General features: G+C 73.7%; 23 protein-coding genes and 1 riboswitch. Of the genes, 9 read left to right on the forward strand and 14 right to left on the reverse strand.

Going from position 1 to position 22,829, the window contains the following annotated elements; genetic code table 11:
- Positions 1-9: 9 nt before the first annotated feature.
- Positions 10-708 carry a CBS domain-containing protein gene (locus tag ABZ452_RS15650; protein ID WP_357943053.1) on the reverse strand — a complete coding sequence of 233 codons (699 nt, stop codon included), beginning with the start codon at positions 706-708 and terminating at the stop codon, positions 10-12.
- 217 nt (positions 709-925) lie between these two features.
- Here ABZ452_RS15650 and ABZ452_RS15655 point away from each other — a divergent pair, with 217 nt between their 5' ends.
- The gene (locus ABZ452_RS15655; protein ID WP_357943055.1) at positions 926-1,501 is read left to right on the forward strand and encodes a DoxX family membrane protein; all 576 of its coding nucleotides are present in this window, start codon (positions 926-928) and stop codon (positions 1,499-1,501) included.
- Between the two features lie 175 nt (positions 1,502-1,676).
- On the forward strand, positions 1,677-2,045 hold the full coding sequence (locus ABZ452_RS15660; RefSeq protein ID WP_357943057.1) for an FKBP-type peptidyl-prolyl cis-trans isomerase: 369 nt from the start codon (positions 1,677-1,679) through the stop codon (positions 2,043-2,045).
- 60 nt (positions 2,046-2,105) lie between these two features.
- Here the strand turns inward: ABZ452_RS15660 and ABZ452_RS15665 are convergent, their stop codons facing one another.
- Complete coding sequence (locus ABZ452_RS15665; protein WP_357943060.1) at positions 2,106-2,459, reverse strand: STAS domain-containing protein; 354 nt, start codon at positions 2,457-2,459, stop codon at positions 2,106-2,108.
- A 180-nt stretch (positions 2,460-2,639) separates the two neighbouring features.
- On the opposite strand from ABZ452_RS15665, the gene ABZ452_RS15670 reads away from it, so the two are divergent.
- Positions 2,640-3,659, forward strand: a complete 1,020-nt coding sequence (locus ABZ452_RS15670; RefSeq protein WP_357943062.1) for an SMP-30/gluconolactonase/LRE family protein — start codon at positions 2,640-2,642, stop codon at positions 3,657-3,659.
- A gap of 150 nt (positions 3,660-3,809) precedes the next feature.
- Here ABZ452_RS15670 and ABZ452_RS15675 read toward each other — a convergent pair whose 3' ends face one another.
- The 5 genes from ABZ452_RS15675 to pdhA all read right to left on the reverse strand — a co-directional run bounded on the left by ABZ452_RS15675 (position 3,810) and on the right by pdhA (position 10,711).
- Positions 3,810-5,087: an Ig-like domain-containing protein gene (locus tag ABZ452_RS15675; protein WP_357943064.1), complete on the reverse strand. Its 1,278-nt coding sequence runs from the start codon at positions 5,085-5,087 to the stop codon at positions 3,810-3,812.
- A 198-nt stretch (positions 5,088-5,285) separates the two neighbouring features.
- A complete protein-coding gene (locus ABZ452_RS15680; RefSeq protein ID WP_357943066.1) occupies positions 5,286-6,965 on the reverse strand; it encodes a right-handed parallel beta-helix repeat-containing protein in 1,680 nt (559 codons plus the stop codon).
- Between the two features lie 91 nt (positions 6,966-7,056).
- Positions 7,057-8,448: a dihydrolipoamide acetyltransferase family protein gene (locus ABZ452_RS15685; protein ID WP_357943690.1), complete on the reverse strand. Its 1,392-nt coding sequence runs from the start codon at positions 8,446-8,448 to the stop codon at positions 7,057-7,059.
- A gap of 53 nt (positions 8,449-8,501) precedes the next feature.
- Positions 8,502-9,506 (reverse strand): alpha-ketoacid dehydrogenase subunit beta, encoded by a 1,005-nt coding sequence (locus tag ABZ452_RS15690; protein ID WP_357943068.1) that lies wholly within the window; start codon positions 9,504-9,506, stop codon positions 8,502-8,504.
- Complete coding sequence (gene pdhA, locus ABZ452_RS15695) at positions 9,506-10,711, reverse strand: pyruvate dehydrogenase (acetyl-transferring) E1 component subunit alpha (protein WP_357943692.1); 1,206 nt, start codon at positions 10,709-10,711, stop codon at positions 9,506-9,508. Before pdhA ends, ABZ452_RS15690 begins: the two co-directional genes overlap by 1 nt.
- Before the next feature lie 72 nt (positions 10,712-10,783).
- On the opposite strand from pdhA, the gene ABZ452_RS15700 reads away from it, so the two are divergent.
- On the forward strand, positions 10,784-11,290 hold the full coding sequence (locus ABZ452_RS15700) for an Lrp/AsnC family transcriptional regulator (RefSeq protein WP_357943070.1): 507 nt from the start codon (positions 10,784-10,786) through the stop codon (positions 11,288-11,290).
- Positions 11,291-11,294: 4 nt separating this feature from the next.
- Here the strand turns inward: ABZ452_RS15700 and ABZ452_RS15705 are convergent, their stop codons facing one another.
- The 3 genes from ABZ452_RS15705 to ABZ452_RS15715 all read right to left on the reverse strand — a co-directional run bounded on the left by ABZ452_RS15705 (position 11,295) and on the right by ABZ452_RS15715 (position 13,024).
- Entirely contained in the window at positions 11,295-12,269 is a 975-nt protein-coding gene (locus ABZ452_RS15705; RefSeq protein ID WP_357943072.1) for a DNA primase small subunit domain-containing protein, read from the reverse strand.
- 44 nt (positions 12,270-12,313) lie between these two features.
- Positions 12,314-12,643 carry a hypothetical protein gene (locus ABZ452_RS15710; RefSeq protein WP_357943074.1) on the reverse strand — a complete coding sequence of 110 codons (330 nt, stop codon included), beginning with the start codon at positions 12,641-12,643 and terminating at the stop codon, positions 12,314-12,316.
- Positions 12,644-12,793: 150 nt separating this feature from the next.
- The gene (locus ABZ452_RS15715) at positions 12,794-13,024 is read right to left on the reverse strand and encodes a hypothetical protein (RefSeq protein WP_357943694.1); all 231 of its coding nucleotides are present in this window, start codon (positions 13,022-13,024) and stop codon (positions 12,794-12,796) included.
- 144 nt (positions 13,025-13,168) lie between these two features.
- Between ABZ452_RS15715 and ABZ452_RS15720 the strand changes: the two genes are divergently transcribed.
- The 4 genes from ABZ452_RS15720 (at position 13,169) to ABZ452_RS15735 (ending at position 16,981) form a co-directional block, all read left to right on the forward strand.
- Complete coding sequence (locus ABZ452_RS15720; protein ID WP_357943076.1) at positions 13,169-13,900, forward strand: histidine phosphatase family protein; 732 nt, start codon at positions 13,169-13,171, stop codon at positions 13,898-13,900.
- Positions 13,884-14,747: an NAD(P)H-hydrate dehydratase gene (locus tag ABZ452_RS15725; RefSeq protein WP_357943078.1), complete on the forward strand. Its 864-nt coding sequence runs from the start codon at positions 13,884-13,886 to the stop codon at positions 14,745-14,747. Before ABZ452_RS15720 ends, ABZ452_RS15725 begins: the two co-directional genes overlap by 17 nt.
- A 146-nt stretch (positions 14,748-14,893) precedes the next feature.
- On the forward strand, positions 14,894-16,369 hold the full coding sequence (locus ABZ452_RS15730; protein ID WP_357943080.1) for a S8 family serine peptidase: 1,476 nt from the start codon (positions 14,894-14,896) through the stop codon (positions 16,367-16,369).
- 111 nt (positions 16,370-16,480) lie between these two features.
- Complete coding sequence (locus ABZ452_RS15735; protein ID WP_357943082.1) at positions 16,481-16,981, forward strand: hemerythrin domain-containing protein; 501 nt, start codon at positions 16,481-16,483, stop codon at positions 16,979-16,981.
- Between the two features lie 60 nt (positions 16,982-17,041).
- Here ABZ452_RS15735 and ABZ452_RS15740 read toward each other — a convergent pair whose 3' ends face one another.
- Complete coding sequence (locus ABZ452_RS15740; protein WP_357943084.1) at positions 17,042-17,653, reverse strand: SDR family NAD(P)-dependent oxidoreductase; 612 nt, start codon at positions 17,651-17,653, stop codon at positions 17,042-17,044.
- Between the two features lie 136 nt (positions 17,654-17,789).
- Positions 17,790-17,879, forward strand: a riboswitch (ZMP/ZTP riboswitch).
- A gap of 18 nt (positions 17,880-17,897) precedes the next feature.
- Here ABZ452_RS15740 and ABZ452_RS15745 point away from each other — a divergent pair.
- Positions 17,898-19,334: a glycine hydroxymethyltransferase gene (locus ABZ452_RS15745; protein WP_357943086.1), complete on the forward strand. Its 1,437-nt coding sequence runs from the start codon at positions 17,898-17,900 to the stop codon at positions 19,332-19,334.
- 159 nt (positions 19,335-19,493) lie between these two features.
- On the opposite strand, the gene ABZ452_RS15750 is transcribed toward ABZ452_RS15745, so the two are convergent.
- The 3 genes from ABZ452_RS15750 to ABZ452_RS15760 all read right to left on the reverse strand — a co-directional run bounded on the left by ABZ452_RS15750 (position 19,494) and on the right by ABZ452_RS15760 (position 22,828).
- On the reverse strand, positions 19,494-21,152 hold the full coding sequence (locus ABZ452_RS15750; RefSeq protein WP_357943088.1) for a ribulokinase: 1,659 nt from the start codon (positions 21,150-21,152) through the stop codon (positions 19,494-19,496).
- Between the two features lie 41 nt (positions 21,153-21,193).
- Positions 21,194-21,445, reverse strand: a complete 252-nt coding sequence (locus ABZ452_RS15755; RefSeq protein WP_355342847.1) for a hypothetical protein — start codon at positions 21,443-21,445, stop codon at positions 21,194-21,196.
- 69 nt (positions 21,446-21,514) lie between these two features.
- Positions 21,515-22,828, reverse strand: a complete 1,314-nt coding sequence (locus ABZ452_RS15760) for a PLP-dependent aminotransferase family protein (protein WP_357943091.1) — start codon at positions 22,826-22,828, stop codon at positions 21,515-21,517.
- Position 22,829 lies beyond the last annotated feature (1 nt).

Raw genomic sequence — 22,829 nt, forward strand, 5'->3', positions numbered from 1 at the left:
CGCCGCCGGTCAGGCGACCGGGGTGGCGTGCACCGGGTCCAACTCCATGAGCGTGGTGTCGTCCACGTCGTACCCGATGGCGTTGTGCACCGCGACCACGCCGCCGACCTGCCCGGCGAGCCGGCCCGCCAGCTCGACGGCGCTGCGCCGGTCGAGCCGTCCGTCCAGCGTGACCTCACCGGCGCGGACCTGGACGGTGACCAGGCCGTCCCGGACGGTGAGCACCCGGCGCAGCACCTCCCGCACCACCTCCTCGCGGATCTCCGCGTCGGCGCGCAGGTGCACCCGGAGCAGGTCGCCGCGGGTCACGATGCCGGCCAGCCGGCCCAGGTCGTCCAGGACCGGAAGCCGGTTGACCGCCTCGCGGTCCATGAGCCGGGCCGCGGCGGGCAGCGTGGCCCCCGCGTGGGTGGTGACCGCCGGGGCGGTCATCAGGTCCCGGGCCACCAGCGCGGTTGACTTCTCCCGGGCGGTACGCCGGCGCCGGCCCTCGAACATCCGCCGCTCGTCGGGGCGCCCGGCCCACTCCACCTTGTGCAGCAGGTCCGCCTCGGAGACCACCCCGAGCACCCGGTGGAACGAGTCCACCACCGGCACCCCGCTGACACCGCGCCGGATGAGCACGTCGACGAGCCGGCGGTACGGGGTCTCCTCTCCCACCGTCGCGACGTCCCTGGTCATCACGTCGCCCACCTGCCAGGTACGCATCACGGCCTCCTCTGCTCGGCCCTCCTGTGGCGACGGTAGGCCGGCGCGGGCCGCCCAGGTCAGAGGCGCCCGGCAGGCCACGGCGGGCCGACCGGACCGCGTCGAGAGGGGACCAAGGTCCCGGTCCGGAGGGCACCGGTCGGCCCTGCTCGCCGGCCGGCCGGAGCGGTGGAATGAAGGTGCCACCGGAAAGCGCGGTGCGAGGCACAGAAGGGACGTGGAGACCATGACCGCGACGATCGAGCGGATCACCGCCAACACCACCGCTCCGGCGGCCGAGACCACCCGGGACGCCGAGACCACCCGCCAGAAGGCCACCCGGTACGTCTTCGCCGGACTCAGGATCGCCCTGGGCTGGACGTTCCTCTGGGCCTTCCTCGACAAGATGTTCGGCCTCGGCCACGAGACCGCGGCGAAGGCCGCCTGGATCAACGGCGGCAGCCCGACCAAGGGGTTCCTGACCTTCGGCGCGGCCGGCCCGTTCAAGGGGTTCTACCAGGAGATCGGCGGCGCGGCGTGGGCGGACTGGCTGTTCATGCTCGGCCTGCTCGGCATCGGCGTGGCCCTGCTGCTCGGCATCGGCACCCGGGTCGCCGCGGTCGCCGGCGGGCTCCTGCTGGTCATGATGTGGACGGCCGTGCTGCCCCCCGAGAACAACCCGTTCATGGACGACCACCTCATCTACGCGGGTCTGCTGGCCGGCCTGGCCCTGGTCAACGCCGGTGACACCCTCGGCCTCGGCCGGGCGTGGGCGAAGCTCCCCGTCGTCGCGCGGCTGCGCTGGCTGAAGTGAGGTCACCGCGGGCAGTACCCACCGGGCGGGCGTCACCGAGAGGCGGCGCCCGCCACTCCCGTGCCACCCACCGGTCCCCGCCGCCACGCCGCGGCGGGGACCGACGCGTATCGGCCGGCCGCGATCCGGCAGGATCGACGGGGACCGCACCTGTCAGCACCGAGGAGACCCGCTCATGGAGAAGCCCGAGGTTGGCCCGATCGAGGGCGCACCGCCCGCCGATCTCGTCATCGAGGACATCACGGTCGGCGACGGCCCGGAGGCCCGCCCCGGCCAGCTGGCCGACGTGCACTACGTCGGCGTGTCCCATTCGACCGGCCGCGAGTTCGACTCGTCGTGGAACCGCGGCGACACCTTCGAGTTCCCGCTCGGCGGCGGCCAGGTCATCGCCGGCTGGGACCAGGGCGTGGTCGGCATGAAGGTCGGCGGCCGGCGCCGGCTCACCATCCCGCCGCACCTGGGCTACGGCGCCCGGGGCGCCGGAGGCGTGATCAAGCCGAACGAGACGCTGGTCTTCGTGGTGGACCTGGTCGGCGTGCGCTGACCCACGGAACGTCGGCAGGGCCGTCGGCGGCACGCCGGCGGCCCTGCGGCGTCCGGCCGGTCAGGCCGCCGCGCAGGCGACCAGCTCCCGGGCCGACTCCCGGATCGGCAGCACCCGGTGCAGGCCGGTGGCCCGCAGCACCCGGGCGACCACCGGGTCGGGGTCGACCAGCACCAGCTCGCCGCCGCGGGCCCGGACCCGCAGGTGGGCGGCGACCAGCGCACGCACCCCGGCGGCGGAGAGCAGCCGCACGCCGGACAGGTCCAGCCGCAGCACCGGCCGTGCCGGCGCGGCCCACAGGGCGGCCCGGAACGCCCCCACGGTGGCGATGTCGATCTCACCGACCGCCCGCAGGTCCACCACGTGGTCGCTGACGCTCGTCGCCACGTGGAACCGGTCGCCGCCCTCTCGCATGCCCCGAACCTATCCCCCACCACCGACAGTTCCGGCCGCCCGCGGCCGGGGTTCCGGGTAGGTCCCGGGTGGGACCCTGAGCGGTCTCCGGGTCATCCCGCAGGGCCGGGGGCCGCAACCGCCGCGGAGACACGCCGCCGGGGGCTCCCGCCAGGGGCATCGGCGGGGAAGAATGGCCGGATGGCCGTCCCCCGCCCGCGCGCGCCCCTGCTGATCCGGCCGGTCCGTGAGCCGGCCACCGTGCCACCGCCGCTGGACGGGCCGTGGACCCCCACCGACGTGCGGCTGGACCGGGCCGACCTGCTGCCGCTGCCCGAGGGTGGGCACGGCCCGGAGGACGTGCTCATCGACCCGGAGGGCCGGGTGGTCAGCGGCGACGAGGACGGCCGTCTCTGGTGGTGGCCGGCGGACGCCCCGGCCGGCACCCGCCCCACGCTGCTCGCCGAGACCGGCGGCCGGCCGCTCGGCATCGAGCTGGACCCGGTCGACGGCGGGCTGGTGGTCTGCGACGCCTACCGGGGGCTGCTGCGGGTCACCCCCGACGGCGCGGTGCACGAGCTGACCGGCACGGCCGCATCGGTGCACCTGGCCGACAACGCCGCCGTGGCCCGGGACGGCACGGTCTACTTCACCGACTCGTCGGACCGGTTCCCGCTCGCGCACTGGAAGCGGGACCTGCTGGAGCACCGGCCCAACGGCCGGGTGCTGGCCTACGACCGGCGGACCGGGCGCACCGAGGTCGTGGCGGGCGGGCTCTACTTCCCCAACGGGGTGGCGCTCACGCCGGACGAGTCGGCGCTCATGCTTGTCGAGACGGCCACCCACCGGCTGCTCCGGGTGGACCTGCCCGACGGCCGGGCCACCGTGCTGGCCGACCTGCCGGCCTACCCGGACAACGTCTCGGCCGTGGGCGACGGGACCTACTGGATCGCGCTGCCCAGCCCCCGGCTGCCGATCATGGAGAAGCTGCTGCCGCATCCCCGGGTGCGCCAGCTCGTCGCCCTGCTGCCGGGGGCGGTGCAGCCGCAGCCCCGCCGCTACGGGCTGGTCGCGCTGGTGGACGGCACCGGGCGGGTGCTGCGCACGCTGCACGGCCCGAGCGGGACGTATCCGATGATCACCGGCGTGCGGCAGCACGGGCGGCGCCTCTGGCTCGGCAGCCTGACCGCGACGGGCGTGGCCCGGGTCGACCTGGACTGAACGCGCAACGGCGCGGGGCCGGCCCGGGTGTCCGCTCGGTTCGGAGGGAAGGCGCGGGGCCGGCCCGCGCGGTGTCCGCTTGGTCCGGAGGGAACGGCGCGAGGCCGGCCCGCGTGTGTGCGGGCCGGCCCGGCCGTTCCTCCCCGGTGGTCAGCCGCCGCTGTTGCTCTTGGACGGGGCGGGGGCGGGCGACGACCCGCCGGCCACCGCGCCCGGGTGCGGCGTTGCGCTGTGCGTGGGCTTCAGCCCGGCCGGTACGGGCAGCGCGCTGCCCTTGATGAACTCGTCCCAGCCGACGTTCCAGGCCGTGAAGCCGTTGCCCTGATCCAGCTTCACCTCGGTGCCCTTGATGGTCACCAGGTCACCGACGTGGGTGACGCCCATCAGCCAGTCCGCGGCCGCCGCGGAGACGTTGGTGCAGCCGTGTGAGGTGTTGTTGAAGCCCTGCTCCCCCTCCGACCACGGCGCGGAGTGGATGAACTCGCCACCCCAGGTGAGCCGCTGGGCGTCGTCCACGTCGACCACGTAGGGATCGGCCGAGCCCCGGGTGTCGAAGGTGGTCCGGTCGAACTTCTCCATGATCACCATCTTGCCGCTGGAGGTCGGCGTGCTCGACTTGCCCATGCTCACCGGGACCTTGCGGAGCAGCTTGCCCTCCTGGTAGACGGACATCTGCTTGGTGGCGTTGTCGATGTCGATCGAGACCTGCCGGCCGATCTTGGAGGTCGCGCTGTGGTCAGCGTCGCCGATGGCGTCCTTGCCGATCGGCAGCCCTTCCAGCGCGCTCCGTACGCTGATCTTCGTGCCGGACTTCCAGTGGTCGGGCGCCCGGTATTCGACCTGCTTGCCGTCCGACTCCCACGACCAGGCGCCCGGTTGCGGCGGGTCGGTCTTCACGAACAACCGGCGCTGCACGTCCGCTCTGGCCTCTTTGGGAATTGGCGGATCGAATGCGACAACCACCGGCACGGCCGTCCCGTACGTCTGATTACTGGTGAAATAGAGCTCGCTGGTGACGGTCGGTTTGGTGGATTTCGCCATCGTGGTGAATGTCGTCTTCTGCGTGGTCGTCCGCCCGGAATCGCCGGTCGCGGTCACCTCCGCGGTGTACGTCCGCGAGTTGTCCAGCGGCCGGTCCGGCACCCAGCCCGACCCGTCCTCGCGCGGCTGCGCCGGGACCGGTCGCCCCTTGTCGTCGGTGAGCTTCACCGCGGTGACCTTGCCGCCGCTGACCGTGGTCCCCACCTCGGCGCTGACCGGCACGTTCTTCGTCCGGTCCGCCGGGGTCAGGTTCACCGACGGCGCCGCGGCCGCCTTGCCGTGGCCAGGCTTCACGGCCTCCCGCTGGCCGGCGGTGCACCCGCCGACCACCAACGGTGTGGCTGCGATGGTCACCGCCAGCAGCGTCATTCGCCGCCTCACGTCCATATTCCGCACCCCATTTCCACTCCCCCCATGGCTCACATTCTGTACGGCCCTCGGGACGCCGTGGCATATTCGGCGGAATTGCTTTGACCGGCCGAACTTCGATTTCGGGTCGGGCGTGCAGAAATGGGAATTGGCGACGCCGACGGGCGGGGTGTCACGGCCGCGACGGATTGCGCCCGGCGGGCCGGGACGACCGGTTCACCTCCGGTCGTCGTCCCCGTGGTTGCGTTCCCAACGGCCGCCCACGGGCGGGGTGTCCAATCGGATGGACGCCTCCGCGTTCCCCGCCAGGTCGTTGTCCTCGACCCGGCAGCCGACGCAGTTGCCCTCCGCGGTGACCCACAGCCCGTGCGTCTGGGTGGTCGGATCGTGGCTGTCCCAGACCCGGTTGCCCCGGATGGTGGCCGAGTCCATCGCCGCGTTGACGGTGATGCCCGCCCGGGTCGCCGGCGGCCCGGGTAGCTCGTAGGGGCTGCCGGGGTTCGGGGTGTCCCCGCTCCAGCCCGTGAAGGCGCCCGGCCGGACCGGGGCCAGGTGCAGTTCGTTCTCGTCGTTCGCGGCCACCACCGCGACCCGCTCGCCCACCCGGATGGTCTTGCCCCGGTGCGCGTCGCCCCGCCAGGTCGCCCGGCGGTCGATCACCGACCTCTCGCTGTACCGGACCGTGTCGCCGCCGTTCCGGTCGCCGGGCCCGCACTGGCGGCCGTTCGCCCGGATCCGGTTGCCGACGACGAACGCGTCCCGGACGGGCCGGTCGAAGCGGACGGCGTCCAGGCTGTTGCCGTAGAACTCGTTGCTCTCGATGACTATCTCGCGGGCGCACTCCTGCCCCGTGTCGCCCAGGCTGCGCTGGTGGTAGCCGTACCGGCCGTTGCCGCTGATCCGGTTGCCCCGGACGGTGTACGGCCCCGGGGTGTTGCCGATGCTGATGCCGTCGCGCAGGTTCGCGTCGACCACGCAGTCGGTGAGCAGGCCGCCGCGACCCGCCGTGCCGGTGGTGCCCTTGGCCGACACCTGGAAGCCCGCGTCGAGGTTGCCGACCAGCGTGCACGCCGACACGACGAGGCCGTTGGCGCCCCAGTCGGCGATGCCGAAGCGGTTGCCCTCGGCGTGGCAGCCGATCACCCGGATGCCGCGCGGGCGCAGCCCGCCCTCGAACTGCAGCTCGAAGAAGATCCCGCTGGTGGCGTTGCCGACGGCCGAGCAGTTCACCACGTTGACCCGCTCGACGCTGCCCCAGCCGCCGATCCCGATGCCGATCCCCGCGCCGCCCATCTCGGTGCCGTTGTCCATCCGACCGCACCCGGCCACCAGCACCCCGTCGATCATGCAGTCCTGGAGGAAGTCGCAGCCCAGGCCGGTCGCCGCGGTGTGGTGGATGTAGAGGTTGCGGAACACGCCCCGGACCACGTACTGGAGGCCCAGCCCCTTGGCGAGCGGGTTGTACTCGGCCATCGCCACCCCGGACCCGTCGATCTCGAAGTCGGCGAAGGTGCAGTACGCCAGGTGCCGCTCGCGGCTCGCGCCGTGCAGCTCGGCGGTGTGGAACGCCAGCGGGGTCGGATCGGCCCGGTTGCCCGGGTTGCCGAGCACGAACCGGGTGGCGCCCGGACCCGCGCCGACCAGCGAGACGCCGGTCCGCCAGACGGTGCCGGCGTCCCGGATCGAGTAGACCCCGGGCGGGCAGTAGATCACCCGGGCCCGCCCGTCGGCGGCGTACGCGTCGCCCAGCAGGTCCACCAGGGCGGCGAGGGCCGGCTGGTCGTTGGTCGTCCCGTCCCCGGTCAACCCGTGCTCCCGCGCGTCGCTCATCAGCGGCGCGCCGGCGACCGGATGCGGACGCACCCCACCGGCCGAGGGCATGTGCGGATCCGTCATCCGTCCCTCCCCGTCGGCGACCGGGCTCGTCTTCCCGGTCCGACGGCGGAGAAACCGCGGCCCCGGCCACGTCGGTGGCCGGGGCCGCGGCTCAGACGTTCGCCACCAGGAGGGCGGGCTGCTCGACGCAGTCCGCCACGTGCCGCAGGAAGCCGCCGGCCACGCCACCGTCGCAGACCCGGTGGTCGAAGGTGAGGCTGAGCTGCGTCACCTTGCGCACGGCGAGCTGCCCGTCGACCACCCAGGGCTTGTCCACGATCCGGCCGACGCCGAGCAGCGCCGCCTCCGGGTGGTTGATGATCGGCGTGGACCCGTCCACCCCGAACACCCCGTAGTTGTTCAGGGTGAAGGTGCCGCCGGTGAGCCGCGCCGGGGGCAGGGTGCCGGCCCGGGCGGCCGCCGTGGTCTCGGCGAGGGCGGCGGCCAGCTCCCGGGTGGTCAGCCGCTGGGCGTCGCGCAGCACCGGGACGACCAGGCCCCGGTCGGTCTGCGCGGCAATGCCCAGTTGCACCCCGGCCGACTGGACGATCCGCTGCCCCTCGGTGTCGACGTGGGCGTTGAGCTGCGGGTACTTCCGCAGGCCGCTCAGGCAGATCCGGGCCAGCAGGGCCAGGATGCTGACCGGCGCCTCCGGGGTGGCGGCGTTGATCGCGGCCCGGGTCGCCAGCAGCCCGGTGGCGTCCACGTCCACCCAGATGGTCACCTCGGGGATCTCCCGCCGGCTGCGGGAGAGCTTGTCGGCGATGACCTTGCGGATGCCGGTGAGCGGGATGACCACGTCGCCGTCGCCCGCCGGGGCCAGCCCGACGTGCGCGGCCGGGGCGGCCGGCACGGCGGCGAGCTGCGCGGCCGGGGCGGTGGACGCCGCCTCCACGTCGGCGCGGCGGATCACCCCGCCGGGTCCGGTGCCGTGCAGGGCCGCCAGGTCGAGGCCGCGTTCCCGGGCCAGCCGCCGGACGATCGGCGAGATGACCAGCGGACCCGTCCGCGACCCGCCGTCCGCTCCGGTGGCCGGCGTCGGCGCGGCGGCCGCCCCACCGGCGGCCGGGGCCGGGTCCGCCGTCGCGGCCCCGCTACCGGCCTCGGGCTCCGGGGCGAGGGCCAGCCGGGGCCGGCGGCGCCGCCGGCCCGAGCCGCCGTGGCCGGTGCCGTACCCGATCAGGACGTTGCCGGAGCCGGCCCGCTCCTCCTCGCGGTAGGTGGCGTGCGGGTCGTCGCCGCCGTCGCCGTCGAGCGGGGCGATCGTGATGAGCGGCTGGCCCACGGGACGGACCTCACCCGCCGCGCCGTGCAGGGCCACGACCCGGCCGGCGTACGGGCAGGGGACGTCGACCACGGCCTTGGCGGTCTCCACCTCCACCACGGTCTGGTCCACGGTGACCACGTCGCCGACGGCGACCCGCCACTCGACGATCTCCGCCTCGCTCAGCCCCTCGCCCAGGTCGGGCAGGAGGAAGTCGCGGGTTCCGGTGGTGGTGGTCATGCCGTGCCGGCCGGGCATGCCCGCACGGCCCTCGCTTCGCTCGGTGCGTTCGCTCATGCCGCCACCCACCGCTCGTCCGGCTGGTCGTCCCACTGGAGCCGGGCCACGGTGTCCAGCACCCGGTCGACCGAGGGCAGGTGGGTGTGCTCCAGCATCGGCGCCGGATAGGGGATGTCGAGACCGGAGACCCGCAGCACCGGGGCGTGCAGGGCGTGGAAGCAGCGCTCCTGCACCCGGGCGGCGATCTCCGCGCCGACGCCGGCGAAGCCCTGCGCCTCCTGGATCACCACGCAGCGGCCGGTCTTCCGCACCGAGGCGGTGACCGTGGCGTCGTCGAACGGCACGATGGTGCGCACGTCGACCACCTCCAGGTCCCAGCCCTCCTCGCGGGCGGCCTCGGCGGCCTCCAGCGCGACCGGCACCGCCGGCCCGTACGCGATCAGCGTGGCGTCGGTGCCGGCGCGGCGTACGACGGCCCGGCCGAACGGCTCCTTCCGGGCCGGCAGCTCCGCCTCGGCGCTGGAGAAGTAGAGCTTCTTCGGCTCCATGAACACGACCGGGTCCGGGTCGTCGATCGCCTCGCGCAGCAGCGAGTACGCGTCCTCGACGGTCGCCGGCGTGACCACCTTCAGGCCCGGGGTGTGCGCGTAGTACGCCTCGGACGAGTCGCAGTGGTGCTCCACGCCGCCGATGCCGCCGGCGTACGGGACCCGGATGACGATCGGCACGCTGAGCGAGCCCCGGGTCCGGTTGCGCAGCTTCGCCACGTGCGAGGCGATCTGCTCGAACGCCGGGTACGCGAACGCGTCGAACTGCATCTCGACCACCGGGCGCAGCCCGGACATGGCCAGGCCGACGGCGAACCCGACGATGCCGGCCTCCGCCAGGGGGGTGTCGAAGCAGCGCTTGTCGCCGAACCGGGCCTGGAGCCCGTCGGTGATCCGGAAGACGCCGCCGAGCTGCCCGACGTCCTCGCCGAAGACGACCACCCGCTCGTCGTCCAGCATCGCGTCGGCCAGCGCGGCGTTGAGCGCCTTCGCCATTGTCATGGTGGCCATCAGGCGTCCCCTTCCTCGGCGCGGGCGGCGGCCAGCTCGGCCCGGACCTGCTCGCGCTGCTCGACCAGTTGCGGGGTCGGCTCCGCGTAGACGTGGTCGAAGAGGCTGAGCGGGTCCACCTCGGGCTGGGCGTTCATCCGGTCGCGCAGCGCGGCGGCGTACGCCTCGGCCTCCTCGGCGATCGCGGCGACCGCGGCGTCGTCCAGCGCGCCCCGGTTCCGCAGGTACGCCTCCAGCCGGGCGATCGGGTCGCGGTCGCGCCACGCCTCGACCTCCTCGGCGTCGCGGTAGCGGGTCTGGTCGTCGGCGTTGGTGTGCGGCTCCATCCGGTAGGTGTGCGCCTCGACGAGGTACGGCCCCTTGCCGGCGCGGGCGTGGGCGACGGCCCGGTTGAGCACGGCGAGCACGGCCACCGGGTCGTTGCCGTCGACCTGCTCGCTGGGCACGCCGTAGCCGACGCCCTTGTAGGCCAGGCTCGGCGCGGCGGTCTGCCGGGACAGCGGCACGCTGATCGCGTACTTGTTGTTCTGCACGAAGTAGACGACCGGGGCCTTGAACACGGCGGCGAAGTTGACGCCCTCGTGGAAGTCGCCCTCGCTGGTGGCGCCGTCGCCGATGAAGGCCAGCGCCACGGTGTCGCGCCCCTGGTAGGACTCGCCGTAGGCCAGCCCGGCGGCGTGCACGCACTGGGTGGCGAGCGGGGTGCACTGCGGCGCGGTGTGCACGGCCGTCGGGTCGTACCCGCAGTGCCAGTCGCCGCGGAGCAGGGTGAGCACCTCGACGGGGTCGATGCCGCGCGCGGTCAGCGCCATCGACTCGCGGTAGGTCGGGAAGACCCAGTCGGTGTCGCGCAGCGCCAGCACCCCGCCGACCTGGCAGGCCTCCTGGCCGCGCGAGGACGGGTAGACGGCCAGCCGGCCCTGCTTGGTCAGCGCGGTGGCCTGGACGTCGAAGCGACGGCCGACGACCATCCGGCGGTACATCTCGCGCAGCGCCTCGACGGGCGGCTCCGGGTAGTCGTCCCGGGCGGGCAGCGGGGTGCCGTCGGGGTTCAGCAGTCGGACCGGCTCGGTGCGCGGCAGCAGGCCGGCCGACGGGTCTGCGGCGGCCGGGGTGGCCGGCCGGCGGGTGCGCGGGGATGCCCTGCGGACCGCCTCGGGTGTGGTCGTCACGGCGGGGACCTCCTGGACGTGTGGTGGCCCTATGCTTCCGCTGTCGGATGATTGACTCAACATCCGGCGTGAACGCGGGACGAATGGCACGGGAAGGCGGGCCTCATGAGCCAGGAGACCGGAACCGCACCGGGCACGACGGGCGGAACGGGACGTTCGGCCGGGCCGCTCGACGAGGTCGACCGGCGGATCCTGCGCGAACTGACCGAGGACGCCCGGCTGTCCATCCGCACGCTGGCCGAACGGGTGCACGTCTCGCGCACCAACGCGTACGCCCGGGTGGAGCGGCTGCTCCGCGACGGGGTGATCACCGGGTTCCGGGCCCAGGTGGCGCCCGAGCCCGCCGGGCTGGGCACCTCGGCCTACATCGCGCTCACCATCGAGCAGAACACCTGGCGCGAGGTGTCCGCCGAGCTGGCCCGGGTGCGCTACATCGAGCACGCGGCGCTGCTCAGCGGCGAGCACGACGTGCTGGCCCTGGTCCGGGCGCCGGACAACGCCACCCTGCGGGACGTGGTGCTGGACCGGGTGCAGAGCATCGCCGGGGTGCTGTCGACCCGCACCTGGCTGGTCTTCGAGGAGTTCGACGGGACCCTGAGCCCCTGGGAGTGACCGCCTAACGCTCGGGCGGGGCCTCCAGGCCCTCCCGGTCGGCCAGCTCCAGCAGCGGCTCCAGGGAGAACCGGCGCTCGTCCAGGCCGGCGTGCGGGTCACCCCGCTCGGCGAACCGGGCCGGCATGCTCACCACGTCGAAGTCCTCCGGCCGGGCGTCGTCCAGCTCCGCCCAGGAAAGCGGCGCCGACACCAGCGCCCGCGGGGTGGGCCGGATCGAGTACGCCGAGGTCACCGTGTGGTCGCGGGCCATCTGGTTGTAGTCGACGAAGACCGGCCGGTCCCGCTGCTCCCGCCACCAGGTGGTGGTGACCAGGTCGGGCAGCCGGCGCTGCATCTCCCGGCCCAGCGCCAGCACCGCGCGGCGGCAGTCGCCGAAGCTCCACCGCGGCTCGATCGACAGGTAGACGTGGATGCCCCGGCCGCCGGTGGTCTTCGGGTAGCCGACCAGGCCCAGCTCGTCGAGGAACGCGCGCACCTCGTGGGCGACCGGGACCACCTGGGCGAAATCCACCCCGGGCATCGGGTCCAGGTCGATGCGGAGCTGGTCGGGGCGCTCCACGTCACCCGCCGAGACCGGCCACGGGTGGAACCGCAGGGTGCCCAGGTTGGCCGCCCAGATCACCACGGCCAGCTCGCTCGGCGCCACCTCGTCGGCGGTCCGGCCGCTGGGGAAGGTGATGTGCGCGGTGCGCACCCACTCGGGCGCGCCCGCCGGCAGCCGCTTCTGGTAGAACGCGTCGCCCTTGTTGGTCTGCCGGGTGGCGATCGTCGCGCCCTCGAACACGCCGCGCGGCCAGCGCTCCAGCATGGTCGGACGGTCGCGCAGCGCGCGCAGGATGCCGTCACCGACGGCGAGGAAGTAGCGGACCACGTCCAGCTTGGTCAGGCCGCGTTCCGGGAAGTAGGGCTTGTCCGGGCTGGAGACACGGACCAGCCGCTCACCCACCCGGATCTCCTCGGCCGCCGTGGTCGCCACGCCTCACACCGTACGACGCGGACGGTCCCGGCGCGGGGATCTCATCACGTGATCAGCAGGACCCCGACGAAGATCAGCGGCACCGAGACGAACAGGAAGATGCCGACGCCGGTGAGCACCCGGCCCCCGCCGCCGTCCTCCCGCTCCGGAGCCAGGCCGAAGGTGGACCGGGCCGGCAGCATGCCGATCCGGCTCAGCGTCAGGTCACCGGTCATCCCGATCACCGCGCCGACCAGCATGAACGCCACGCCCAGCCGGTGGACGAAGTCGCCGCCGCCGACCCCCACCCAGATGCCCACCGCGATCCCGATCGTCACCACCGCGATCAGGAAGAGAACCAGCGCCTCCCGCAGACCCCTGATGACCGTCGCCACGTGCCGCCTCCCCGGCCACCGGGCCCACCCCGGTGCGCCGGTCAACATTCTGCCCGGTCGATGCCACCCGGCGCCGCCCGCGCGGCGCGGAGGTCCCGGGACACGCCGGCGGCCGGGCAGGCGCACCCACCCGGCCACCGGCGCGTACGGTCAGCCGTTCTCCTTCTGGAGCCGTTCGGCGAGCATCTTCTTGCCCTGGTCGCCGGCCTTGCGGTTGTTCTCCTGGATCTTGCGGAACCAGGTGGCGAGCTCGGTGTCGCCCCGGTCCTCCGCGTCGGCGATGTACGTCTCCATCTGCCAGATGTGCTGAAGTGACATCTGCACCGCGTGGATCAGGTCGTAGTTCTTGTCCTTGACCGGGCTCATCGGCTCCTTGACCATCGTCGCCACGGCACACCTCCCCTGGGTCGGCTTCGTCGCCCTGCGCTGGCTGACCGCGCTTACCCGCCCGGCCGTCGTTCACGCCCCACCGGCCGCGCCGGCCGACACGGTTACCCACCGGACCGCCCGGGTACCGGAGGCCGCATGGCGGAACTGGCAGCGCTCTGGATCGTCCGGCACGGCGAGAGCACGGCGAACGTCGCGGCCACGGCGGCCGAGGCGTCGGGCGCCGACCTGATCGAGCTGACCCACCGGGACGCGGACGTGCCGCTGTCGCCCACCGGCGCGGAGCAGGCCCGGGCGACCGGGCGGTGGCTGGCCGGGCTGCCCGAGGCGCGGCGGCCGGACGTGGCGGTGGTGTCGCCGTACCTGCGGGCGATCCAGACCGCCGAGCTGGCCCTCGCCGGCACCGGCGTGCCGGCGAGCCGGGACGAGCGGCTGCGCGACCGCGAGCTGGGCATCCTCGACGGGTTGACCGGCCACGGCGTCCGGCGGCGGTACCCGGACGAGGCGGCGCGCCGCGACCGGCTCGGCAAGTTCTACTACCGCCCGCCCGGCGGGGAGTCCTGGATTGACGTGGCGCTGCGGCTGCGCACCCTCCTCGGCGACCTGCGCCGGGACCACACCGGCGGCCGGGTGCTGCTGTTCGGCCACGACGCGCTGGTGTTCCTGCTGCGGTACCTCGTCGAGGGGCTCACCGAGGCGGAGCTCATGGCGCTGACCCGGGAGCACGTCATCGCCAACTGCGCGGTCACCGGCTGGTCGGCCGACGCCGGCGGCCGGCTGACCCCGGACGTGTTCAACGACGTCACCCACCTGCACCGGCAGGGGGCGCGACCGACCAGGGAGGACGAGGTACATGCCGAGCCGGTCTGAGGTGATCACCCCCGCGCTGCTGCGGGACTGGGCGCTGCCGGTGCCGACCGGCGGCAAGGAGGCCCGGGGCACGGTGCTGGTGGTCGGCGGGTCCCGGTTCACCCCCGGCGCGGTGCTGCTCGCCGGGGTGGCCGCGCTGCGCGCCGGCGCCGGGGTGCTGCAACTGGCCGCCGCCGAGTCCACCGCCGCCGCGCTCAGCATCCAGGTGCCCGAGGCGCTGGTGGTCGGCCTGCCGGAGACCGCCGACGGCGCGGTCCGGGGCGACCCGGGCGACCTGCTCGGCGGCCTCGTCGCCGAGGCGGGCGTGGTGGCGGTCGGCCCCGGCCTCAAGGACATCGACAGCACCCGGGCGCTGCTGCACGCGGTGCTCGACGCGGCCGGCCCGGAGACGTCGCTGGTGCTCGACGCGTACGCCCTCGGCGCGCTCAGCCACGAACCGGACCTGCTGGTCGGGTCGGGCCGCAAGGTGGTGCTCACGCCCAACCTCACGGAGGCGCGGCACCTGCTCGACCGGGAGCCCGGCGACGACCTCGACGCCGAGGCGGTCGAGCTGGCCCGGCGGTACGACGCCGTGGTCTCCCTCTACGGCCACATCGCCACGCCCGGCGGGCGGGCCTGGCGGGAGGAGAGCGGCGACGCGGGCCTGGGCACCTCGGGCAGCGGGGACGTCCGGGCCGGGCTGCTCGCCGGGCTGCTCTCCCGGGGCGCCGAGCCGGCGCAGGCCGCCTGCTGGGCCGCGTTCGCCCACGCGGTGAGCGGGCAACGCCTGGTCCCCCGGTACGGCCGCATCGGCTTCCTGGCCCGCGAGCTGCTCGACGAGATCCCCTACACGGTGGCCACCGTCTGACGGGTGTTGTTCGACCGTTCAGGTGTGTGTAACACCACACCGGCCGGCGGCGCTGATCCCTCGAAGGCGAGCAGCCTGCTCGTTTTCCGCCGGCCCGCTTCCCGCCAGGGAGCGGGTCCGATCAGATCGGCCCCCTGGGAGTCTGTGTGAAGAACCTCCGTCGCAAGACACTGGCCGCCGCGTCCGCCGCGACGCTCGGCGTCGGCCTCGCCCTCACCGGCGGGCTGGCATCGGCGGCCGCCGCCGGACCGGACACCTCGTACCTGGTCCTCGCCCCGCAGGGCGCCAACACCAGCAAGGCCGCCGCCCGCGTGGCGGCCGCCAAGGGCACCGTCGTGGCCTCCTACGACCAGATCGGCGTGCTCGTCGTCCGCTCGACCAACCCGGACTTCGCCACGCAGGTGGCGGGGGCGGGCGTCGACTCGGTCGCGACCACCGCCGGCCTGGGCACCGCCCTCGACGAGGGCGAGACCGTGGAGATCTCCGCGGCCGACGTCGCCGCCGCCACCGGCGACCCGACCAAGGAACCGCTCTACGGCCAGCAGTGGGACATGAACATGATCCACGTGCCGCAGGCCCACGCGGTGAACAGCGGCAGCGCGAACGTCGTCGTCGGCGTGCTGGACAGCGGCATCTCCAGCAGCCACCCGGACCTGGCGACCCAGATCGCCAAGGACAAGAGCACGTCCTGCATCGGCGGTGTCACCAACACCACCGAGGCGGCGTGGAACCCGACCACCAGCGACCACGGCACCCACGTGGCCGGCACCATCGCCGCCGCCGTCAACGGCGTCGGCGTGACCGGCATCGCGCCGGGCGTCAAGGTCGCCGCCGTCAAGGTGGTCAACGACGACGGCTACATCTTCCCGGAGGCCGCGGTCTGCGGGTTCATGTGGGCCGCCGACCACGGGATGCAGCTGACCAACAACAGCTACTACATCGACCCGTGGGAGCTGAACTGCAAGAACGACCCGCGCCAGCGTCCGGTGTGGCAGGCCGTGCAGCGGGCGATCCGCTACTCGCAGTCCAAGGGCGTGCTCAACGTGGCGTCCGCGGGCAACTCCAACTACGACCTGGCCCACAAGATCACCGACACCGGCAGCCCGAACAACGGGACGCCGGAGAACCGTGAGAACCTCACCAACGCCTGCCTCGACCTGCCGGCCGAGGCGCCGGGCGTGGTGACCGTCGGTGCGGTGGGCCCGACCGGGGAGAAGAGCTACTACTCCTCGTACGGCCAGGGTGTCATCGACGTGACGGCGCCGGGTGGCGACACCCGGTACCGGACCCAGGGTGCGCGCTCGACCTCCACCGACGCCATCCTGTCGACCACCTTCAACACCGCCACCCGCACCAACGGGTGGGGGTACAAGCAGGGCACGTCGATGTCCGGCCCGCACGCCACCGGTGTCGCGGCGCTGGCGTTGTCGGCGCACCCGGGGATGACCCCGGGCCAGCTGTCGTCGTTCCTGGAGCGCACGTCGGTGGCGCAGTCCTGCCCGAGCGGTGTCTACAACCCGGTGCCGCTGCTGGGTGACGCGTACGACGCCACCTGCTCCGGCGGGGCCCGCAACGGGTTCTACGGCGCCGGCATGGTCGACGCGTACAACGTGGTGAAGTAACCACGGCACCAACACGGTGGGGCCCGGCGACGTGTCGCCGGGCCCCACTTGTTTGTGCTGGTCGGGAGGCGGGTAGGGGGTCCGGCACCAGCCGACTCTAGGAGGTACCCGGTGTCCACCGACGCGATCGTCCTGCTCAAGGAGGACCACAAGGAGATGCGCCGCCTGTTCAAGGCCTTCCAGGACGCCGAGGAGGGCCCGGCGAGCGAGCGGCAGAAGCTCGTGAAGCAGATCCTCGAAGCGCTGACGGTGCACACCTACCTCGAGAACGAGGTGATGTACCCCGAGGTCCGCAAGCTCGTGCCGGACGTCGAGGACGACATCCTGGAGTCGTACGAGGAGCACCACGTCGCCGACGTGCTCTGCTTCGAGCTGTTCACCATGGACGCCGACGACGAGCGCTACAACGCCAAGACGACGGTGCTGATCGAGAACGTGCTGCACCACGTCGAGGAGGAGGAGCAGGAGTGGTTCCCCAAGGTCCGCGAGGCCCTCGGCCGTAACCAGCTCCAGGAGATCGGCCAGCGCATGATCGACCTGCGCCCGAAGGCGCCGAAGACGCCGACCGCCCCGAAGGCGCTGAAGAAGTCGCTGGACGCCGTCGTCGCCTGACCCGGCAGGACGTGGAAGCGGGACCCGGCCTCGCCGGGTCCCGCCGTTCGTTTGTGCAGGTCAGCTGCCGGAGCCGGGCTCGGCCATCTTCCGGTGCTGCTCGGCCTTCAGCCGATCCGGGACGATCTTGCCGGCGGCGGTCTGCACCTTGTTCATGAACGAGCCGGCCGCCACCTTGTGCTCCCCCTTCATGAGGGCCTCGAAGGCGTCCTCGGCCACCGCGCGCGGGTCGTCCTTCTTCCCCTGGCCGACCCGGGTGTCCTCCATCTCGGCCCGGTCGAAGAACTCGGTGTCGGTCGGGCCGGGCATCAGGGACGTCACGGTGACGCCGCTGTCCTTCAGCTCGTCGTCCAGGTCGGTCCCGCCCACGAAGTCCCCGCCGGCGCCCCGGCCGGCGTTCAGCGCCAGGGCGTCCACCGGGCGGCCCAGCTCCGTCACGGCCCGCGCCAGCTGCTCCACCCCGTCGGGCGTGGCCAGGTCCACCCGCACGGGGTACGCCTCCGGCCCGCCGTCGCGGTGCAGGTTCCGCGCCGCCGTCGCGATGCCCGGGTCCTCGGCGGCCACCACCACGTCGTACCCGTGCTCGGTGAACTGGGCCGCCAACTCGTACCCGATGCCGCTGGACGCGCCGGTCACCACGGCGAGCGGACGGTCGGTGGTCGATGTGCTCATCCTCGTGTCTCCTTCCCCGGACGCGGACCGCCTGGCCCGGCCCCTCCCCCAGGGGTTTGCCCAGCCCCGGGTCGCCCAACCGCGCCGGCACGCGCCGGAGGTGCGCCCGCCCGGCCCCGGCCCACCCGGTAGGATCGGCGCGGGCCGTGACTGGCGCGTGGGGATGGAGAACCATCGGGAAGCGGTCCCGTCATGAGGACGCACGCCGAGCGCCTGGGCCTTCCGCACGTCACCTGGAGGTCGCATGTCGCTGAACGCCGAATCCACCGCCTTCCGCAGCGCGCTGGAGGTGATCCGCGCCGTCGAGCCGCGGGTGGCGGACGCCATCGGGGCCGAACTCGCCGACCAGCGCGAGTCCCTCAAGCTCATCGCCAGCGAGAACTACGCCTCCCCGGCCACCCTGCTGGCCATGGGCAACTGGTTCAGCGACAAGTACGCGGAGGGCACCATCGGCCGCCGCTTCTACGCCGGCTGCCAGAACGTCGACACCGTCGAGGCGCTCGCCGCCGAGCACGCCAAGGAGCTGTTCGGGGCGGCCCACGCGTACGTGCAGCCGCACTCCGGCATCGACGCCAACCTGGTCGCCTTCTGGGCGATCCTGGCCGACCGGGTCGAGTCCCCGGCACTCAAGAAGGCCCAGGTACGCCAGGTCAACGACCTCACCGAGGCGGACTGGTTCGCGCTGCGCCGCGAGCTGGGCAACCAGCGGATGCTCGGCATGTCGCTGGACGCCGGCGGGCACCTCACCCACGGCTTCCGGCCGAACATCTCCGGCAAGATGTTCGACCAGCGCAGCTACGGCACCGACCCGGTCACCGGCCTGATCGACTACGACAAGGTGGCCGAGGCGGCCCGCGAGTTCAAGCCGCTGATCCTGGTGGCCGGCTACTCGGCGTACCCCCGGAAGGTCAACTTCCGGATCATGCGGGAGATCGCCGATTCGGTCGGCGCGACCTTCATGGTCGACATGGCGCACTTCGCGGGTCTGGTCGCCGGCAAGGTCTTCACCGGCGACTTCGACCCGGTGCCGCACGCGCACATCGTCACCACGACCACCCACAAGTCGCTGCGCGGCCCGCGCGGCGGCATGGTGCTCTGCGGCCCGGAGCTGGCCGACCAGGTCGACCGGGGCTGCCCCATGGTGCTCGGCGGCCCGCTGCCGCACGTGATGGCCGCCAAGGCCGTCGCCCTGGCCGAGGCCCGCCGCCCCGACTTCGCCGACTACGCCCAGCGGATCGTCGACAACGCCCAGGCGCTCGCCGAGGGGCTGCTGCGCCGCGGCGCGAAGCTGGTCACCGGCGGCACCGACAACCACCTGGTGCTCATCGACGTCTCCGGCTATGGCCTCACCGGCCGGCAGGCCGAGCAGGCGCTGCTCGACTCCGGCATCGTGACGAACCGCAACGCCGTCCCGCAGGACCCGAACGGCGCCTGGTACACCTCCGGCATCCGAATCGGCACCCCGGCGCTCACCACCCGCGGCTTGGGCGGCACCGAGATGGACACCACCGCCGAGCTGATCCACACCGTGCTCAGCCAGACCAAGCCGGGCGCGAACGCCGACGGCACCCCGTCCAAGGCGAAGTACGTCCTGGACCCGGCCCTGGCCGAGACGGTCAGCAAGCAGGCCAGCGACCTGCTGAGTGGATTCCCCCTCTACCCCGCCGTCGACCTCGGCTGACGGCCCGCCCACTCCCCCGACGCCCCGCCCGGCCCCCGGCCGAGCGGGGCGTCGGCCTTCCCCAACCCCGCCTCGCCCGGCCCTGGTCCGCCCCGCCCCGCCCCAGCTCGTTGATCATGAAGTTATTGCCCTGGAACGCGCTTACCGCCGGCAATAACTTCATGATCGACGCGGTGGGTGGGCGCGGTGGCGGAGGCGGTGGAGGCGGTGGAGGATGTCGGTGCCGCCGCGGCCGAAGTGGTCGTGCAGGGCGCGGTATTCGGCGTACAGCTCGTCGTAGGCGTCGGCGCGGGCCGGGTCGGGGTGCCAGGTCTCGCGACGCGCTGCGCCCATGGCCGCCGACGCGCTGTCCACGTCCGGGTACGCCCCGGCGGCAACCGCCGCGTGGATGGCCGCGCCCAGCGCCGCCGGGTGCGCCGCGTCCACCACGTGCAGCGGGCGGCGCAGCACGTCGGCGTAGATGCGCAGGAGCAGCCGGTTGGCGGTGAGCCCGCCGGCGGCGGTGAGCTCGTCGACGGGTACGCCGGCGGCCTCGAACGCCTCGACCACGGTGCGGGCGCCGAAGGCGGTCGCCTCCAGCAGGGCCCGCCAGATGTCCTCGGGCCGGGTGGCCAGGGTGAGCCCGACGAGCACCCCGCTGAGCTCGTGGTCCATGAGCACCGACCGGTTGCCGCTGTGCCAGTCGAGCGCGAGCAGCCCGTGCCCGCCCACCGGCTGGTCGGCGGCGAGCGAGTCCAGCAGCTCGTGCACGGACACCCCGCGCCGGGCGGCCTCCTCGGCGTACGGCGCGGGCAGGGCGCGTGCCACGTACCAGGCGAAGATGTCGCCGACCCCGCTCTGGCCGGCCTCGTAGCCCCACCGGCCGGCGGTGACACCGCCCTCGACGACGCCGCAGACGCCGGGCACCTCGTGGCAGGTGTCCGCGTTCATGATCAGGCAGGTGGAGGTGCCGAGGACGGCGAGCATCCGCCCGGGCGCGACCGCGCGGGCCGCCGCCGCGGTGACGTGCGCGTCGATCGCTCCGGCGGCCACCGCGATCCCGGCGGGCAGGCCTGTCCAGCCGGCCGCCTCGGCGGTCAGCGCGCCGGCGCGGGCGGCCGGGGGCAGCAGCGGGCCGTCCACCTTGGGCAGCAGGTCGGGCAGCTCGGGGTGCAGCGCGGCGAGGAAGTCGGGCGCCGGCGGACTCCCGTCCTGGCGCAGCCCTTTGAAGCCGGCGGCCGAGGCGTTGCGCGTCTCCCGCCCGCAGAGCCGCCGGACCAGCCAGTCGGCGGTCTCGACCCAGCGCTCGGCGCGGCGGAAGACCTCCGGGTCCTCCTCCAGCACCTCCAGGGCCTTGGCGAGCTGCCATTCGGCGGAGACCCGCCCGCCGTAGCGGGCCAGCCAGGGTTCGCGGCGGGCGGCGGCCAGGGCGTTGATCCGCTCGGCCTGCCGCTGCGCCGAGTGGTGCTTCCACAGCTTCGGCCAGGCGTGCGGCCGGTCCCGGAGCTCGGGCAGCTCGGCGAGCGGGGTGCCGTCGGCGCGGGTGGGCAGCACCGTGCAGGAGGTGGCGTCGAGGCCGATGCCGACCACTTCGGCCGGGTCGATCCCGGCCGCGCGGACGGCCGCGGGCACGGCGGTGCGCAGCACCTCGACGTGATCGGCGGGGTCCTGGAGCGCCCAGCCGGGCGGCAGCGCCGGCCCGCCGGGCAGCCGCTCGGTGATCACCCCGTGCCGGTACGCGTGCACGGCGCTGCCCCGCTCGGCGCCGTCGGCCACGTCGACCACCACGGCGCGCCCGGAGAGCGTGCCGAGGTCCACCCCGACGACGTACCGGCCCACCCGCTGCTCCTCCCCTGAACTGGGAGGATCACGCTAGCCGGTCAGCGAAGCGGGCGCTTGAGGTGGTAGCGGTGCACCTCCGTGCTGCCCTGCACGTTGTTGACGTCCTCGGCGGCCGAGACCAGCTCCCAGCCCTCCCGGCCGACCCGGTTGAGGTGCGCGATCGCGGTGTCGCCGTAGGGGGTCACGTCGTTGCGCGAGCCGTCCGGGCCGTACCAGACGAATGTGACGTGGAAATTGCGGCCCTGCCCCTGATAGCGGCGGACCAGCAACGCGTACTCCCAGGCAACCATCCGTCCATTATCAACGGTGGCCGCTCCGCCCGGGAACACGGGTGGTGGCGGAACGACGACAGTGCGGCGTCAGGCCGGGGCGCCCACCGCGGCCAGCTCGTCGGTGATCAGGGCGGTCAGCCGGTCCAGGCCCAGGTCGATCTGTTCGGGGGTGACCGCGCTGACCGACAGCCGCAGCGCGTTGACCGGGACGCCGGCGTCGTAGAAGTGCGCCATGGGGGTCCAGAGGACGCCGTACTCGCGGGCCGAGCGGTGCAGCAGCGCGTCGTCCACGCCGAACGGCACGGTGACCACCACGAAGAAGCCGCCGGCCGGGACGTTCCAGCGCACCGGCCCGCCGGCCGGGAAGCGCCGGGCCAGCCCGTCGGCCAGGTGCCGCAGGTTGCGGGCGTACGCGGCCCGCTCCCGGGCGGTGGCGGCCACGAGCGAGCAGTCGTGGGCCAGCAGCGCGCCGCCGATCACCGCCTGGCTGACCGGCGAGGTGTTCACGGTGACCATGCTCTTGATCTTGGCGAGCTGGTCGGCGAGCGGGCCGACCGTGCCGTCGGAGCCGGCCACCCGCTGGTCGGCGACGACGTAGCCGACCCGGGCGCCGGGCAGCACGGTCTTGGCGAACGAGCCGAGGTAGACCACCCGGCGGCGGGTGTCCAGCGCCTTGAGGGTGGGCAGCCGTTCGGCGCCGGCGGCCGGGAACAGGCCGTACGGGTTGTCCTCGATCAGCAGCAGTTCCTCCTCGGCGGCCAGGTCGAGCAGCCGCCGCCGCTGCGCCAGGTCCATGCTGACGCCGGACGGGTTGGCGAAGTCGGGCATCACGTAGCAGGCGCGCGGGCGCAACCCCTCGGCCCGGGCGCGGTGCACCTGGGCGCGCAGGTCCGCCAGGTCGATGCCGTCCGGGCCGCCGGTGACCGGGCGCACCGGCAGGTCGACCAGGCGGGCCGCGCCGGTCAGCCCGACGTACGTGGGGGCGACCGCGAGGAGCACGTCCCGCGAACCGGCCCGCAGCGCGCGCAGCACCAGGAACATGGCCTCCTGGCAGCCGACGGTCACCACGATCGCCTCCGGGTCGACGGTGAGCTGCTCGTCGACGGCCAGGTTGCGGGCGATGAGGTGGTGCACGACGCCCTTGGTCCGGCCGTACTGGAGCAGCGTCCGATCGACCTGCGCGCGGCTCAGGCCCAGGTCGTCGGCGAGGTGCCGGCGGAAGGCATCCAGGTGCTCGTGCAGCACCGCCGAGTCGAAGTACTCCTCGTACGGCCGGCCGGCGGCGAGCGACACCGCGTCCGGGTAGTGCTGCGCCACCTCGTTGAGGAAGTTCATCGAGTTCAACGCGGGGTCGTCCACGCTCGGGTGCAGGGCCGAGACGGCCAGGTCCACCGGCTCCACG

Origin of the sequence: Micromonospora sp. NPDC005707, assembly GCF_040631005.1 — a bacterium.
GTDB lineage: Bacteria > Actinomycetota > Actinomycetes > Mycobacteriales > Micromonosporaceae > Micromonospora.